Raw genomic sequence first — 17,465 nt, forward strand, 5'->3', positions numbered from 1 at the left:
CACCTAACCTAGCGTAAAAGTTACTATCCACTCAGTAAGATATACCGCCTAAGTCAACAATTTATTTCCACTTAAATCAAATAATTAGCCATATTATAAATTGTTTTAAATTAATTGATCTTGAAATCAATAATAATATAATAAGATTGATTATCATTTGCATTATCATTACAAAGGGCAAGCCTACTCCAATGAAAAACATTTCCTCCGTTGGAAACAATATGGTTAAATTTAAGCCAAGTTTTATTTGTTTCATTATTTTATCAACACTTTCTTTTACGACTCATGCAACCAATAAAGAGCTTGAATCACCACAGCTTCAAGAAGCTGCTGATGCAATTGAGCTACAAGATAGCTATGCACGACCTGACTATGTTGAAATTGAACGTTTACGAGATACCAAGCAAGTTATTGTTATTTCAAAAGAAGATATTCAAGGCAAAGGAAACCGCACAATCTCTGATGTGCTTAAATCTGTTCCTGGTATTAGTGTCGATACCTCTGGGCAGGGCAACATAGACTTGCGGGGGCAAGGGGCTGAAACCTCACAACGTAACCTACAAGTGTTACTTGATGGGGCTCCAATTACCACATTAGCAAATCACCCTTATACCACTAACTACGATATTATTCCCGTTGAACAACTTGAGCGTATTGAAATCATTCCCGGTGGCGGAAGCGTTATTTACGGCTCAGGGACTGCAGGTGGAGTCATTAATATAACGTCAAACCTGAGAAGTATGGCTAATCCCAAAACAAGTGTTTTATCTGAATGGAACTCAGAAGGATATCGCTTAAATGCTAATTTGGGAGCTCGGGTGAGTGATACCTTTTCAATTTTAGGTACTGCCAGTAAACTAAACCGTGATCTTTACTATAAAGATACCTACCGTAATTCAGAATATTATTCACTAGGCGGTAGATGGGATCTGACTCCAGATCAAAGCCTCATGTTGAGAGGAAGTCATCTCACTGAAAGTTCTCAGTACGTAAAAACGCTCACATCACGTAATATCAAAAAGTATGGTAAAGACTACGTTCCACCAGACAAAACCGTCACTGTCGGTATTGATGAGAATGGTAAACTAATTAAAAAAACGATCAGTGGTTATTTGATCGGTGACCGCGAAGTCGATAGCTATAATTTAAGTTACCAAAATGCATTTACGGAAAAACTCAATTTTGCTACAGATGTTTTCTACACTGATGGTTTTTATACTAATAATGCCAACTGGGAACAAAAAGTTAATCAAAAAAGCCACGGAACAAAAATCAAATTAGATATCGGCTATCTCGATGATAGCAATCTACTTTTTGGCATAGATTATGCCAAACAAAAGGCTTCTATTCATTATATTGGGAGCTATAAAAAAGATAGTAAAGGCCGATATTATGGGGTTCCTCATAATTTTGATTATGATAAAACAACAAAGGCAATTTATGCCCTTAACAGTCTTAAATCAGATCAATTTGTATTTACTCAAGGGATTAGACGTGAATTGTCGGAATGGTCATTTGATAAAAGTGGCACAGTAAATGGGTCTGGCACTTCAGACCGTTGGAATACAGCAGCTGAACTTTCTCTTGCTTACCTTTATCGCGATACTGGCCGAATTTATGGGCGATATGAACGAGGCTACACCCTTCCCGATGGCTTGCAAATCAGCGACCAATCTGTCGTTAATGGTGAGAAAATTTATACTCCGACTAAGGCAGAAGATGAGAAATATGACTTATTTGAGATCGGTTTAAGAGATAAATTAGCATTTAGTACTGTCAATATCACATTCTGGACATCTAATACGAATAACCAGCTAAATCGTATTTATCTCACTAGTGTCAATGATGCGAAGACAATGAATTTGTTGAAAACTCGCCGTTGGGGAGCCGATGTTGACTTCCAACAAACGCTCGGTAATTTCACCTTCCAAGAATCATATTCATGGCTCAGAGGACGTTCTGATTATAACAATCATGGCCGCCAATTTTTGGAAGAAAACGGCAAAAATACCATTGATTACACGAAAAGTGGTTTAACTAAAGTGCCAGAGCACTCCGTTAAACTAAAAGTAAAATACGATTTTACCGATGATTTATCGGGAGACATTCAGTATACCTATTATGGTTCGTACAATAATTTCCTTTCTGATGCCAATAAAGAAGAAGATGGCGTAGTTAAATCACGTGAACTCATTGACCTCAGTGTTCGTTACGCGCCGATTGAACACATCGAATTATATGGCGGGGTCACTAACTTAATGAACAAAACTTACTACGACTATGTTACCGCAGGTTATGGCTCATTAATTCCTGGAAATGAGCGCTCATTTTTTGCAGGCATTAAAGCTACCTATTGATTAAAACAGGAAATGTTTCAGTGACTATAAACCCGTTTTTTCGTTATAAACTTGCTTTAGCACTGTCACTCGTTATCCATATTATTGCCATTATGTTTATCGCCCTACAAACAGGTAGGGCGGTACCTATAGTCGAGGGTGTGGAAACGATAACTCTATCTCTAGGGGGACAAATGGGCTCCTCAGGGGGCACAGGAGAGCAGAGTAATAAAAAACAAGTGCAATCACATGAAGTTATATCAGAATCCCCTTCAAGGGCTGAAGCTGCTTCCCAACAGAAGCAGATGAGCAAGTCTCAACCTAATGAAAGTGAAATACCTTCAAAAACTCAACTTAAAAATTCATTGATTCCTGTGAATGTTCCCGTTGATAACACGGTTGAATCGCCTTTACTCACACAAAAAACAAAAGAAAAAACAAAACCGGAAATCAGTCAGTCCGTACAAGGGAAAAAGCCAAAAGAACAAAGTAAGCTACTGAACAATAACACTAAAAATAACACAGAAAATCAACTTATTGCCAATAAGATAAGCCATGAAACGCAGCAAGGCTCACAAGAAGCAGCTAAAGAAATACCACTCCATTCAACTGCTGAAAATCAATCTTCCACAAGCCCATCAGCTTCAGAAAGTGGTCAAAGTGGTAAAGGGAATAATAGATTATCTGGTAATAGCCAATTTGCTGCTAATGGTGATGGCAGCTATACCGCACTCGGTTCGAGTGGTATTTCCTATACAATTTTACAGGATGCGGCTCCTAGGTATCCGAAAGAGGCTCGTTCCTTAGGCTATACAAAAGTTGTTAAAGTGCAAATTCGGTTATTAGTTGGATTAGATGGTCAAATTGAATCCGTTGAAATACTAAATAACAAAATTCCTGATTTAGGTTTTAGAGAAGAAGCGGTTAAAGCAATTAAAAAAATGGCCTTTAAACCCATTATTTATCAAGGTCAAAATATTAAAATGTACTTTAAAAAAACCGTTATATTTCAATATTAGCCTACAATCCGCCATATCGTTGGATAGAAAAAAGGTACAGCGAACCCTCACTGTACCTTTGCAGTTATTTTACAGCTTGTATTTTGAAAAATTAACGGTATATCGGTAACAAATTAAACTGCGCTAACAATTGGCAAATAATGCCGACTACTCCAAAGGCGATAACGGCATAGATTAACCCTTTTCCGCCCCACACTTTGAATCTCGAATCAGGAAAACGCTCTCTTACCTTTAATGCCATAACTGCAGGGCAAATAATCGCCCAGATACATGCAGCCATACCTGCATATGCTATTGCGATTAAAAAACCATTTGGGAATAACATGCAAAGAATAAGAGGAGGCAAGAAGCATAATAATGCAGATTTCATTCTACCTGATGGGTTGTCCTTAAAATTCAACGAAGCAAGAATGTAATCAAATAACCCAATTGCAACACCTAAGAATGAGCAAAATACAGCACTAATAGAGAACCACAGTAAGAATGTCGCAATATTTTTGCTATTCAGTACCGCATATAGTGATTCAATAAAAGCATCTAAATTACCACCTTTATTAATTATTGTTAAAAACTCTGCCCGCGGCAGATTTCCCATTGTCCCCATGATCCAGAGAAAATAGAGCACCAATGCCAATACACAACCGATAACACAACTTTTAACGACCTTTCTTTCATTCTCATGATACAGCTTATACAAGCTACAAACATTCCCATGATAACCAAAAGAAGTAATTGCATAAGGAATAATAATAAAAACAAAAGGTAATAACGCTGTTTGTCCTCCTTCAACGGGGGAAGTTAATAGTAAATCTGTTTTTACGATAAAAAATAAACCGGAGAAAGCTAAAATAAACAGAATTATTTTAATGAATAAAAATAATGATGTTAGACGACTTGCCCCTACACCACTCCACCAGATGCTCGCACCTAGAATTAATGTAAAAATAATAAATATTAATCTTAAATTAATATTGTATCCGTAAATGGCGGCAGCTTCTTTAATAACTGAACCTGCTGCTGATATATAGGCATAAATTAGTATGTAGAGTACAAATATTAATGCCATATTTGCAATATAGCATGCCCATCTGGGTAATAATTCTTTAGAGATAAAAAAGTAATTCGTTCCTGCTCCATATTTCGATATACATTCTAAAATATAAATCCCTGAATGAAACATAAAAAAGCAAACAACTAACAAGATAACTACAGAGTTAATAAACCAAGCTCCAGCCATAATAGTAGGCAAGCTAAACATCCCCGCCCCAATCATGGCACCGCCTAGCACAAAACCCCCTACCATTATGGAGGGTTCTTTTTTGGCTGCCGAATTATTCATGGTGTTTACCTTAAGAATAAGGATGAGGTTCCCGCATTGCACGGGAACCATACGAGCGACCTATTATTTAATTGGTTTTAATCTAGCAGTAAAGTGTCTTAATACTGGCGGTTCATATTCAAAATCCAGCCCTTTGAGGGTTGCAAATTTATCTTTTAAACCAATCAGAGCATCTGCAATGTAATCCATATGGTCATTGGTATAAACACGTCTTGCAATGGTTAACCGCATAAACTCCATATCTGCGTGTTTTTGCTTACCAGTTTCAGGATCACGCCCTAATAAAAATGAACCAATTTCAACCGCACGGACACCTGATTCTAAATAAAGTGCGTTAATCACCGCTTGCGCAGGGAACTGATCACCAGGAATATGAGGAACCAGCTTTTTACAATCGACAAATACGGCATGTCCCCCTGTAGGATATTGAATTGAAATTCCACCTTCACGCAAGCGGTCACCTAAATATTTAACTTGGCCAATACGATAATGTAGATATTCTTCTCCAGCCCCTTCTTCAAGACCTTGTACCATTGCAGCCATATCACGACCCGCTAAACCGCCATAGGTCACGAAGCCTTCCATTGGTACACAGCGTTGTCTTGCCAACGTAAAGATTTTCTCGTCATTTTTAATACAAACCAACCCACCAATATTTAATAATGGGTCTTTTTTCGCTGACATCGTTAATGCATCAGCATATTTATACATATCAAGAATAATTTCTTTAATAGTCGAGTTTTTATATTTAGGGTCGCGCTCTTTAATAAAATACGCATTTTCACAGAAACGTGCAGAATCCATGACAACAAAGATATTATGCTGTTTAGCTATTTCATAAACTTCTTTCAAATTCGCCATTGATACTGGCTGACCGCCTGCACTATTACAAGTTACAGTAGATACAATTGCGACTACGTTTTCTGTACCATGCTCAGCAATATTATCTTTTAATTTTTGGATATCAAAATTGCCTTTCCAGTCATCGTAAGTATCCGAGTCATAGGCTTTTTCGGTAACAATATTAATTGCTTTACAACCGTTTAATTCAACATGAGCTGCTGTTGTATCAAAGTGGAAATTAGAAATAAAGACTGGTTTTTTAGCTCCACCTTGTTCCTGTTTTACTTTTAATAAAACAGGGAATAACATATTTTCAGCACCACGACCTTGGTGAGCAGGAATGACATAATCATAGTCAAACATCTCTTTCACTTTATCTTTTAAATCATAATAGTTACGAGATCCTGCATATGCCTCATCACCGGTGATCATTGCTGCCCATTGGTGGTCACTCATCGCATTGGTGCCTGAGTCAGTTAATAAATCAATATAAACTGCACTACTTGGTAATAAGAATGGGTTATATCCCGCTTCTTTTAACGCCGCTTCACGTTCTTCTCTTGATGGAATACGGATATTTTCTACCATTTTAATACGGAATGGTTCTACAATTCTTTTAGCCATGATAATACCTTTAATTTTTCATTAAATAATAAATATTAGAGATCTAACCTATAGTTAAATAAGTTAAAAAATTTTAAGAAAGGAAAAGAGAAAGGTTATTTGTTTGGAAAGAAGAAGGCTAAAGAAATATCAATATTGAACCATTTCTTCATATAGAAGAAATACCTTGATATAAGTGATTCGTTTAACAAGAACATACTATGACTCCTATCAACGAGGAATTAGTACAACCGACTATTATTATATATATAACAGTTGGGTTACCAAAGTAATCGCTATTGTCATAATATTGTACCTATATCACACTATTAGTGAGATAGACTAGAACAACTTGATTCAAGTCACAGTATTAACCCATATATTAAATAAGAGTTTAATATTATTATTTTTAGTTTAATCATCCCAATTAAAAAACGTATAAACAATGTAACACGATAATTAAATAAGTTAATTTCACTTAAATAACATTTAACTTAAATAAAATGGGCAAAATATTTTATTCTATTTTGCCCATTATTCAATAATTAATAATTACTGAGCATCTTTACCATATTTAGGCGATCTAGGCCCATATAAGATACCATTAGGCTTACCTGCAGATAATAACCTGACACTTGTTATACCTGCAATTGCATAGCTTTTATCTGTCATTGTATCTACGATTTGGTTAACAACAGCAGATACTAATGCCCCAATAATACCATTTGACGAGGAATTATTTTCAGCACTAGATGCAGTCGCTGAGCCACTCCATAATAACGTTCCTGTTCTAGCGTCAACCAATTTCGCATCCGCAGTGACACGAGTATCACTAGAAATAACCTGATAACTTGTACCGTATTCAGTGATATTCAAGTAAAGTACGGCATCATTACCAAAAATTTCGCGCAATTTTGCAGGTGGAACAGCTTGAATGTCACCTGCATTTGTCATCCCATTTTGCTTAAATGTTTCCTCAACAACAGCAACAGGGAAAACATAGTAGCCAGCCTCAGCTAAAGGAAGAGTCGCTTGTGATAATAAACCATGACTTGCTTGTACTTCTGGTGAACTGTTTTGTGGTAATAGCACCAGAATACTTTTAGGCTTACTTTGATTAAATGCCGTGTAATCAACTTTAGTTGGCTGAGCACATCCCGTTAATAACCATGTCATCACCAATCCGCAGACTATAAGTAAATGTTTCATTTTACTTTTCCTTTATTTTTCATGAGAAAATCCATGTAAGCCGCAGATTCTGGATACAATGCTTTTTCCGCAGTAAATTCTTGCATTGCAAGATCAACCGCTCCAGTTGTTGAATACAATAACCCTAAATGCGCATGCAACCCTGGCGGAGTTGCTAAACCTTTTGCTTTGCTCATTTCCAAATTCTTTTTCAAAGCTTGAATTTGTTCTTGAGGGCCAGTTTCTGTTTGTTGGTAATATTGGTAGACCGTTGTTTGATAACCATCCCAGTTATATAGTGGTTTGGGTTCATTAGCGCAGCCATTTAATAAAATTACGCCGGCTACCATAGCCAATAATTTAATTTTCATCGTATTTCCTTATTTAGCTGGCTGCCATGCACCACTTTCTATACCAGAAACTAAGTTATTTACCGCTTCCCTAATTGCTAAATCTAATACTTTACCATTCAATGTTGAGTCATAACTGGCAGTGCCACCAAAACCAATCACTTCTCTATTTGATAATTCATATTCACCAGCACCTTGTGAAGAAAAGACCACTTCAGATGTTTGAACATTAACAACGTTTAAATTGACTTTGGCGTAAGCGACCTGTGATTTACCACGACCTAAAATACCGAATAACTGGCGATCCCCAACTTCTTTTCGCCCAAATTCAGTAACATCACCAGTAATTACATAAGTTGCACCTTTTAACTGTTGCGACTGACCTTTAATACCAGCTTCTTCTTTAAGTTCTTGCATATTTGCACGGTCTAATACATTAAAACGACCCGTTTGCTGTAAATGTGTCATCAAAATGGTTTTAGATTGATTACCTAAACGATCAACCCCATCAGAGAAAATGCCATTCATATAACTAGAACGATTATCAAATTTCCCTATTGATATTGGGCTTTTTGGGCCTGAATATTGAGTATTATATGTCGCAACTTTTTCTACGGCTAAAGAACGAGAAGATTCTTTAGCACAACCACTTAATAATGCACTTGCAATAAGAATAGATGCAATGCTGATTTTGGATATATTCATTTAGCTATCTCAATTAAAATAAAATTAGAATTAGAATTAATTTTGCATTGCTATTTTGCATTAAATGAAAAGTAGGGTCTAGTCAATCTTACTTATTTTTTATCTGACATTTAGTTTGTTTTTTAATGACTGCAATACTCATAAAGTAACCAAGGTTTACTAATATTTAATCAAATGGTTGATTAAATATTAATACATCTATAAAGAATAATTAGCTAGTAATCTTTAATGATGATATTGAATATCATCATCTATAGTTAATACTATATATTATTAACTACATTTCTTTTATTTTTATTATATATTTCTAATTATACAACTTACTTCCATATAATGAGTTAAAATCGTTTAATTTTTATCTATTTTTAGTCTATCATTAAAACGTACTCTTCCTCTCCTTAAACTGCAAACTATACCTATTTTAGTATTAGCTTAACCTTTAAATAACAATAACAAAAAAGATAGGGAAAACCCTATCCTTATTGAATGAGAACACACTAAATCATCTTTACGCATCAATGCAATGATTGATAAGAAACTTGTGCTCCTTTAGTCAGCGCACTTTCATTTGAATAAGTACTTTCTATTTCAATCAAGGATTGGTCCGCCATATTGTATATTTTGTTATACAAAGGAAACTGAGGACGATAACGGATCTCTTTCGTGGCAAAATCCATCATTAAATATTGTTGCGAACCTCTAACTATATTCGAAACAATTAAACCTTGATTGCCGACTTCTAAGCTGTTCATGTGGTTATAACCGCTTTCTGCCATCACCTCAAAATTACCATTAGTATGAAATTGCATCAAAGAAAATAAGCGACGTGAGGGCTCTTGAGCAACCACAAAAATATCACCATTACGATTTTGTGCTGATTCATTGATCCTGACAGGCAGCCATTTACTGCTAATAACCTGTTTTGTTGGGATATCCATAATAACTTCTAATGATCCCATTTGGTTGCCATAGCTATACCACATCACTATTTTATCTCGATATGTTGCATAAGAAAAATTTGAATTTCCTTCAATTTCTTCAGGATATAATGACTTGGCTAAATCACGAACATTCATAAAATGTTCCCATGTCATTCCTTTATCAGCGCTGATAAAAATATTTTCATTATCCGCAACAACATAGAAAGGAGAGCTTTTAGATAAGTAGATTTTTCCCATAATCAACGTTGAAAATAGCTTGCCAGTTTTTTTACTCCAAGGTGTAAATTCACTCACTGAAAAATCAGTTAAGTTAATTTTTTGATAGCCATCACTGAACATCATTAAACATTGTTTTCTTTCACAGACTGCATTATAAAAACTTTGATCGCTATAAGTAATAAAATGCACGCCATTATTATCTGCAAATAAAATCTGGTTATCATATTCACTTGAAGGCATATAAGTATTATAAGACGAGTAATAATAATTAGAGCGGCCACTTTTTTGAGCTATAACTAACATCCCATTTTCTGCTGGAAATGTTGTTGCAAAATCATAACTACCAATCGGGAAGCTATTTTCATTGTGGTTTTTCCACTGCCAATCAACCGTACCAGTACGAATAAAAATAATAAAAGTGAAAGCGAGGCTTAATACAAACACCAAAGCCAAAAAGAGAAAACGTTTACTCAGAAATGGGTTCATGAGCGCACCTCCGTCACATAATCCGTTTGGCCATTCTTACGACGTAGATGCTTCAAAATATATTGCGCTTGATAATACCCATTTCCACGCTGAGATAATTTAAAATATATCGCCACGCACAAAGCAATAAGAAAACTGATACCGAATAAAATCGTTACTGCGAAACTGATAAATAGCACACCTGTATCCACAATATTAACCCAGTCCCAATAATCCCAATATCCACCTTTCTCTAGGGTTTCAGAAATTGATAACCCTCCGGCCATAAAGACAAAGAACATTAAAAGTAAGCAAATGACCCCCCACAGCCCGAAATAAAAACCTCGTTCTTGAGGAGCCCCCTTACCAATCAAGCTATAGGCAAGCCCGTCTTGGTGATTGTAAATACCAAAAATGACCTGCTCTTTTGAATGCGCTTGGATATTTTTATGAAAAACTTCAAGCTCATCACCTTGAGCAATAAATAGATTGTGGTTGTTGAATAAGGGTTCATTTGCTGAAATTAGAACATCCATATGGCTTTTATTAATCTGCAAACCAACATGATTGAGCTTTTGTTCTGCATCCCCCGTAGCAACTGTTAAGCTGAGGGTTGATGTAATATTAACCTTCCCACGGGTGACGAGTAATGACGCTTTATCACGATAGTTATCTGCTGATTTACGTAATTTATTGGCTTTATTTTTTAAGCTTTTAATTCCTAAAATTTCAATTTGTTGCTCTTGTTCACTCTTTTGATATTGCCCATCAATAACTAAATCCAACGCTTTTAAAATTGATTTTCGTTTTGGACTTAAAATATGCTTAGTCTCGGCCAGTGCAAGAGCAAACAAAACTATTCCACCAAAGGCAGCACAGCCTAAAAGTGAGACTAAGATAATCATTAAGAAGCTATCATCTGCATTAATAAAACAGTAATACACTGCAGGTATCAGGGCCATTAAGGCTAACGAAATTAAATACTGTTTTCCTAGTGAGCGATTAAAACTAATGGTTCTATCTGGCTCAAGTCGACCATGCTTTTCATGGTAAACCCACTCAGCCCAATAACTGCCATCATTCATCTCTTCTGCACAAATAACCAAGGTATCGCCTTGTTGTAAGCGTTCTAAAAAAATTTCACTATTTGAAAAATCACCTTGATTAAAGAAAAATACTTTTTGGGAGGCAATCAATCTTACCATTCCCATTGGGCTGACATTTTGATAGTCACATTGAGTAAGACTGACATGGAAATATTGAACTCGCATGAATAAATGCCTATTTCGCTAAGTAAATTTAACATTATGATAATAAATAAAGGTATATAGCCCTAGTAAAACTTACCTTATAATTAAATAATTCAGATAAGGACGAGCACCTTAAACAGCTATTTAACTCAGGTTAATCATTAGAAATAGGTATCTCCTACTAGCAAAGCCAGTAATTACTGATAAACTTGCATTCAATACAAAGTTTGTGAGTGAAATGTGGCAATAAAACAATGTTACCACTCCTTCCTTTAACAATAATTTTGAATAACAGCGATGACATTACAACCTGCATATAAGCAAATTCAGTCTTACATTTTACGCAGTATTGATTTAGGTATTTTTAAGCCTGAAACACAAATACCGACAGAATTAGAGCTATGTGCTCAATTCAATGTAAGCCGTATGACCGTGAATAAAGCCATTTCAGAGTTAAGTCAAAAAGGGATCCTACATCGTATTGCGGGCAAAGGCACATTTGTCGCCACTCAAAAACATGAGCTCCCCGTAACAAAAGCGTTTGATATTTTTGATGAGATCTCAACAAGTGGTAATAAATATAGCGGCCACCAGCTGCAACTAAAGATTATTCCCGCATCAGCAGAAATTGCACTACAGCTCGGGATTAGTGAAGGAAGTGATGTGGGCTATTGTAAAGTACTACATTTTGAAAACGATATTCCTTTAATGTTAGAAGAACGCTATGTTAACCACGCCATTGTGCCCGACTTTGTTAAGCAAAAATATGGTGACACTGAAACTCCTAGCGGTTATTTGCAACGCCATTTTCCTGTCAGTGAAATGGAACATACCATTGAAGCTGCATTAGCCACAAAATCTATTGCTCAATCATTATCAATTAAAGAAAACTCACCTTGCTTACAACTTAGCCGTCGCACTTGGACAGGTAGCACTCTAATTAGCTATGTTAATATGATCACAGCTGGCTCGCGTTACAAATTAAAATTACATTCTCGAATTGAGAATTAATGCAAAAATAAAAAAATGGGGCAAAATTGCCCCAAAGCGACTGATAAAACAAAAATATCAAGCACAACTACATCACAATAAATTCGTTTTACATTCCTTGATAAATAGGCCCTTCCCCTCCTTGGGGAGCAGTCCAGGTGATATTTTGTAACGGATCTTTAATGTCACAAGCCTTACAATGCAGGCAGTTTTGCGCATTAATTTGCAGTTTTTCCTCGCTTTTATTCCCTACAATTTCATAAACTCCCGCGGGGCAATAACGCGTCTCGGGCGCAGCATATTTCATTAAATTAACTTGGATAGGGACATTAATATCAGCCAGTTTTAAATGGCAGGGTTGTTCTTCTTCATGGTTAGTATTCGATAAAAATACGGAAGAAGACTTATCAAACGTTAATTTACCATCGGGTTTTGGGTAATCTATCGGTGTAAAACCCTTGGCTTCCTTTATTCCTTCATGATCCGATTGTTTTAATTTCAACGTCCACGGGGTACGCCCCTTAAATAACAGTTGTTCTGCACCAAATAGCATTGAACCAACCACTAGCCCTTTTTTCATATAGGGCTTAAAATTGCGTGTTTGATAAAGCTCTTGATATAACCAGCTCTCTTCAAATAGCTGGCGAAATTGCTTTTTAAACTGTAAATAATCAACCATTCCATTCTGGTTAGCACTGAACCAAGCTTCTGCTGCTAATAACCCACTTTTCACCGCACAATGGGTGCCTTTAATTCGGGCTGCATTAAGAAAACCTGCATCATCACCAATTAACACACCTCCGGGAAAGCTTAGTTCAGGTAACGCGGCTAACCCACCCGCCACCATCGTTCTAGCACCATAGCTGATCCGTTCTCCACCCGATAAGAAATCACTAAAAGCAGGATGGGTTTTTAAGCGTTGAAACTCATCAAACGGTGATAAATACGGATTTTCATAATTTAACCCGACCACCAAACCCACTGCGACTAAGTTATCCCCATAATGATAAGCAAAGCCGCCACCATAGGTGTGGTTATCTAGCGGCCAGCCAACGGAATGAACAACTAACCCTGCTTGATGTTGCTCTTTTGGAATTTGCCAAATTTCCTTGATCCCCAAACCATAGGTTTGTTTACCGCTCTCTGTGGCTAAATTAAAATGATTTATCAATTGCTTACCTAGCTGACCACGGCACCCTTCCGCAAAAAAGGTCATTTTTGCCAGTAAATTCATACCCGGTTGGTACATCTGTGTTGGGTTGCCTAATTTATCAAGCCCCATATCTCCAGTTGTGACGCCTATCACTTGGTTTTTATCATCAAATAACACCTCCGTGGCAGCAAAACCGGCAAAGACATCAACACCTAATTCTTCTGCCTCCGCGGCTAGTGCAGCACTTATCTCCCCTAAGCTACCAATGAAATTATCATTGTTTTTCAAACAGTTTGGTAATAAAGAGAGGGGTAAATGACTCGCTTTATTTTCTTTTAGCCATAAAAAACGGTCATGGCTTACAGGTGTTAAAGAAGCCGAAACCTTTTGCTGCCAATCTGGTAGCAATTCATCGAGAGCACGTGGGTCTATCACTGCACCAGATAAAATATGAGCTCCTATCTGTGCACCTTTATCAATTAAACAAACCGAAATTTCTGTTCCTTTCTTTGCCGCTAGCTGCTTTAAACGTATTGCTGCAGATAACCCCGCGGGCCCACCACCGACAATCAGGACATCGAACTCCATCGATTCCCGCTCGGGAGCCTCGTTTATTTTCTCAATATTGTCGATAGCCATGAGCCCCTCCATTACGCCAATGCTTTGTCAAATTCAGGTAAGATCTCAAACAGATCGCCAACAATGCCATAATCCGCAACTTGGAAAATCGGTGCCTCAGGATCACTATTGATAGCAACGATCACTTTGCTTTCTTTCATTCCTGCAACATGCTGAATTGCCCCCGAAATTCCTACAGCTATGTACAAATCAGGTGCGACAATTTTCCCTGTTTGTCCTACTTGGTAGTCATTTGGCACAAAACCAGCGTCTACCGCAGCACGTGAAGCCCCAACCGCAGCTCCTAGCTTGTCAGCTATCGTTTCCAATAACGCAAAATTTTCACCTGAGCTCAAGCCTCTCCCGCCTGAAATAACCACTTTTGCAGAGCTCAATTCCGCACGGCTAACTTGAGTTAAAGATTGGCTTTTTAATTGACTACGCAGCAGTATATCGGCAAGGGAAACTTTCTCTATTTCAGCACTATTTTGCGTTTCATATCCCCCTGAAAATGCCGAACTACGCACCGTAATGACCACTTTCTGGCCATTGTTTTGTACCGTTGCTAACGCATTCCCTGCATAAATAGGTCTAATAAAAGTTTGCGAATCAATAACTTGAGTAATATCTGAAACTTGTGCGATCCCTAACTTTGCAGCAACCCGTGGGGCAATATTTTTACCAAATGTCGTCGCTGGAAACAGTAAATGAGTATATTCTTCTGCAATATTCACCACCGCATGAGCCATCGGTTCTGCAAGTTGGTTTTTAAGGTTATCTGATTGTATTTCTAGGACTTTACTCACGCCTTTTATACTCGCAGCTAGCTGAGCGACCAATTCTGTCTCACTTCCTGCAACTAATAAGTGCAAATGGCCACCTGCGGTGAGAAGTTGTTCTGCAGCGTTAATACTATGATAAGTAGAGGTTTTTATTGTTTGATTATCATGCTCGACAACCACTAATACAGATATTTGGCTCATAGGTATTTTCCTCGATTAAATCACTTCTTTCGCTTGTAATGCACTGACTAGCTCTGTCGCACTGCTTAGCAATGTACATTGCCCCGCTCGTTTTTTGGGTTCTGAGACACTAAGTGTTTTAATTTGCCCTAATGGGGTAAAATCCATATCAGTAATATCGATAATATCTAACGTTTTTTTCTTCGCTTTCATGATATTAGGTAAAGTTGCATAACGAGGTTCATTGAGCCGTAAGTCTGTTGTGATGACCGCTGGCAATGGCATTTCTAACGTTTCTAAACCACCGTCAATTTCCCTCGTAACTTGCAGTGATTGCCCTTCAAGCTTAACTTGAGAAGCAAATGTCGCTTGCGGGTAATCCAATAATGCGCTGAGCATTTGGCCTATTTGATTGCAATCATCATCAATAGCTTGTTTGCCTAATAAAATAAGATCTGGCTGTTCCCTTTCTACGATTTGTTGAAGTAAACGCGCTATATCCAGTGGCTCTAGTGTTAACTCCCCAGATCTTTGTACTAAAATCCCACGATCAGCGCCAATCGCCATCGCACTACGTAATGTTTCTTGATAACCAATGTCACCGATGGAAACCACAATCACTTCTGTTGCTTTTCCCGCCTCTTTTAAACGCACAGCTTCTTCGACGGCAATTTCATCAAATGGATTAATTGCCATTTTGACATTCGCCAATTCAACCCCTGAACCATCGGCTTTTACTCTTATTTTGACGTTATGGTCTATCACTCGCTTCACTGCGACTAAAATTTTCATAGCAACTCCTATCCCAATTCTTCAACGATTGGTGGGTATGGTAATGTTCTAAAACCGTTTTTTAGGTTGAGAGAAACCGTAACAGTGATAGTTACACTGCTACTGGCTATCTCAATTTTTACGCTTTTTAATGCTAGTTTTTTATGAAATGGTTATTTTGTTGTCGGTAATATCAACCGATCTGCGACTGACATAGGCCATTTTTTAATCGCAACATAGTAAAGAATACTTGTTGCTACTAAGCCAACAATCCATGAAATATCGACACCACCGAGTTTTTCGACTAAAGGCCCGGTATAAAAACCTGTTGATATAAATGGTAATTGTATTAATACACCGGCAATGTAAGTGAATATCCCGACTTTATTCCAACGCCCATAGCGGCCATTTGGGTTTGCAAGTTCGGGAACGTCGTAGCGACCTTTAGTGACCCAATAGTAGTCAACTAAATTAATTGCACTCCAAGGGGTAAAGAATGCAAGTAAAAACAATAAAAAAGCAGAGAAGAGTTTTAAAAATGAGTGCTGGCCCGCTAACCCAAGTAGTGTTGAAAAACTGACCATTAGAATAATAAAGAACAACCGTTGGCCACGAGAAATTTGGCTTTTCCCACGGAAGCCACACCAAATCGCAGCCATAGACATAAAGCTACCATAGGCATTCAATGCAGTTATTGTCACTTTCCCATAGAAAATACTGATGTATAGCAACGCCGCGATTAAACCTGTGCTGCCTAAGCCCACAATATACGAGACTTCATTACCGGCAAACTTATTGCCGGCAAGCGCTGCGGCAAAAACCCCTAAAATCATTGAGGCTTGCGTACCAATTACTGTGCCTGAACCCACAGCCAAGAAGGCTTTAATTGTCGGGGTTTTAGTCGGTAAATAACGAGAATAGTCAGCAACATAAGGCCCAAATGCAATTTGCCAAGAAGCAGACAATGACATCGCTAATAAAAAGTTCGTCCAGCTAAAATGGCGGTTTTCCAGTAATACCGAAACATCATTCATATAAAATAGACGGAAAAATAGATAAAAGAACGTAATCACGCCGATAACGCTCGCTACTTTCCCTAAAATATGAATGATGCGATAACCACAAATTGTAATGCCGATAATCACCACACCAAAAATAATAATTCCAACCCAATCAGTCACATGTAACAACTGACCAACCGCTTGCCCTGCCAGCACGGTACCACTAGCAGAAAACCCGACATACATCATGCAAACTAATAAAATAGGGATGACGGCACCGTATACGCCAAACTGTACACGACTCGAGATCATTTGTGGTAACCCCAATTTCGGCCCTTGCACCGCATGCAAGGCCATCACCGCACCACCTAATAATTGGCCAATAAACAAGCCAATTAATGACCAGAATACATCTCCGCCAAGCACGACTGCCAAGGCCCCCGTTACAATTGCCGTTATTTGCAAATTAGAACCGAACCAAAGTGTGAATTGGCTCGATAAAGTGCCATGGCGCTCGGACTCTGGAATGTAATCGATGGAACGCGCTTCGATTAAGGGTACATTCTCCTGCCGGTTTTTTTGCCCTGTAGCGATGTCGTTTGAAACTGTCATGGTAACTCCTCTTTAAGCAAGGCTGGCTTAAAGAATGAACCAATTAATCGTAATGGAACCGCAATAACTACAGTTGTAAGGTACAGTTATTAAGCATTAC

Annotated in this window: 14 protein-coding genes; 3 read left to right on the plus strand and 11 right to left on the minus strand. The window is 37.6% G+C overall.

What is annotated here, in order from left to right; genetic code table 11:
- The first annotated feature begins 221 nt into the window (after positions 1-221).
- Positions 222-2,357: a TonB-dependent receptor gene (locus M1F17_RS16795; protein ID WP_226617073.1), complete on the plus strand. Its 2,136-nt coding sequence runs from the start codon at positions 222-224 to the stop codon at positions 2,355-2,357.
- A complete protein-coding gene (locus M1F17_RS16800) occupies positions 2,354-3,355 on the plus strand; it encodes an energy transducer TonB (protein WP_164457087.1) in 1,002 nt (333 codons plus the stop codon). The genes M1F17_RS16795 and M1F17_RS16800 overlap by 4 nt, the downstream gene beginning before the upstream one ends.
- Positions 3,356-3,446: 91 nt before the next feature.
- Here the strand turns inward: M1F17_RS16800 and M1F17_RS16805 are convergent, their stop codons facing one another.
- From M1F17_RS16805 to M1F17_RS16835, 7 genes are all read right to left on the minus strand, one after another.
- Positions 3,447-4,694, minus strand: a complete 1,248-nt coding sequence (locus M1F17_RS16805; RefSeq protein ID WP_036958033.1) for an aromatic amino acid transporter — start codon at positions 4,692-4,694, stop codon at positions 3,447-3,449.
- A 63-nt stretch (positions 4,695-4,757) separates the two neighbouring features.
- Positions 4,758-6,161 carry a tryptophanase gene (locus M1F17_RS16810; protein WP_318837076.1) on the minus strand — a complete coding sequence of 468 codons (1,404 nt, stop codon included), beginning with the start codon at positions 6,159-6,161 and terminating at the stop codon, positions 4,758-4,760.
- A 531-nt stretch (positions 6,162-6,692) separates the two neighbouring features.
- Positions 6,693-7,349 carry a DUF799 domain-containing protein gene (locus tag M1F17_RS16815; RefSeq protein WP_094961484.1) on the minus strand — a complete coding sequence of 219 codons (657 nt, stop codon included), beginning with the start codon at positions 7,347-7,349 and terminating at the stop codon, positions 6,693-6,695.
- Positions 7,346-7,699: a DUF4810 domain-containing protein gene (locus M1F17_RS16820; RefSeq protein ID WP_094961483.1), complete on the minus strand. Its 354-nt coding sequence runs from the start codon at positions 7,697-7,699 to the stop codon at positions 7,346-7,348. The genes M1F17_RS16815 and M1F17_RS16820 overlap by 4 nt, the downstream gene beginning before the upstream one ends.
- Positions 7,700-7,708: 9 nt before the next feature.
- On the minus strand, positions 7,709-8,383 hold the full coding sequence (locus tag M1F17_RS16825) for a CsgG/HfaB family protein (protein ID WP_094961482.1): 675 nt from the start codon (positions 8,381-8,383) through the stop codon (positions 7,709-7,711).
- 515 nt (positions 8,384-8,898) lie between these two features.
- The gene (locus tag M1F17_RS16830; protein ID WP_094961481.1) at positions 8,899-10,029 is read right to left on the minus strand and encodes a hypothetical protein; all 1,131 of its coding nucleotides are present in this window, start codon (positions 10,027-10,029) and stop codon (positions 8,899-8,901) included.
- Entirely contained in the window at positions 10,026-11,279 is a 1,254-nt protein-coding gene (locus tag M1F17_RS16835; protein WP_242439594.1) for a hypothetical protein, read from the minus strand. Before M1F17_RS16835 ends, M1F17_RS16830 begins: the two co-directional genes overlap by 4 nt.
- Before the next feature lie 276 nt (positions 11,280-11,555).
- Here M1F17_RS16835 and M1F17_RS16840 point away from each other — a divergent pair, with 276 nt between their 5' ends.
- Entirely contained in the window at positions 11,556-12,269 is a 714-nt protein-coding gene (locus tag M1F17_RS16840; RefSeq protein ID WP_164456031.1) for a UTRA domain-containing protein, read from the plus strand.
- An 88-nt stretch (positions 12,270-12,357) separates the two neighbouring features.
- Here the strand turns inward: M1F17_RS16840 and M1F17_RS16845 are convergent, their stop codons facing one another.
- The 4 genes from M1F17_RS16845 to M1F17_RS16860 all read right to left on the minus strand — a co-directional run bounded on the left by M1F17_RS16845 (position 12,358) and on the right by M1F17_RS16860 (position 17,365).
- Positions 12,358-14,040, minus strand: coding sequence for an electron transfer flavoprotein-ubiquinone oxidoreductase (locus M1F17_RS16845; protein WP_206277784.1), 1,683 nt, complete (start codon positions 14,038-14,040; stop codon positions 12,358-12,360).
- An 11-nt stretch (positions 14,041-14,051) separates the two neighbouring features.
- Positions 14,052-15,002, minus strand: coding sequence for an electron transfer flavoprotein subunit alpha/FixB family protein (locus tag M1F17_RS16850; protein WP_094961479.1), 951 nt, complete (start codon positions 15,000-15,002; stop codon positions 14,052-14,054).
- A gap of 15 nt (positions 15,003-15,017) precedes the next feature.
- Entirely contained in the window at positions 15,018-15,773 is a 756-nt protein-coding gene (locus M1F17_RS16855) for an electron transfer flavoprotein subunit beta/FixA family protein (RefSeq protein WP_164456037.1), read from the minus strand.
- Between the two features lie 152 nt (positions 15,774-15,925).
- Complete coding sequence (locus tag M1F17_RS16860; RefSeq protein WP_096864389.1) at positions 15,926-17,365, minus strand: purine-cytosine permease family protein; 1,440 nt, start codon at positions 17,363-17,365, stop codon at positions 15,926-15,928.
- Positions 17,366-17,465: the final 100 nt, after the last annotated feature.

The sequence above is a fragment of the Providencia sp. PROV073 genome, assembly GCF_033688125.1.
GTDB classification, from domain to species: domain Bacteria; phylum Pseudomonadota; class Gammaproteobacteria; order Enterobacterales; family Enterobacteriaceae; genus Providencia; species Providencia hangzhouensis.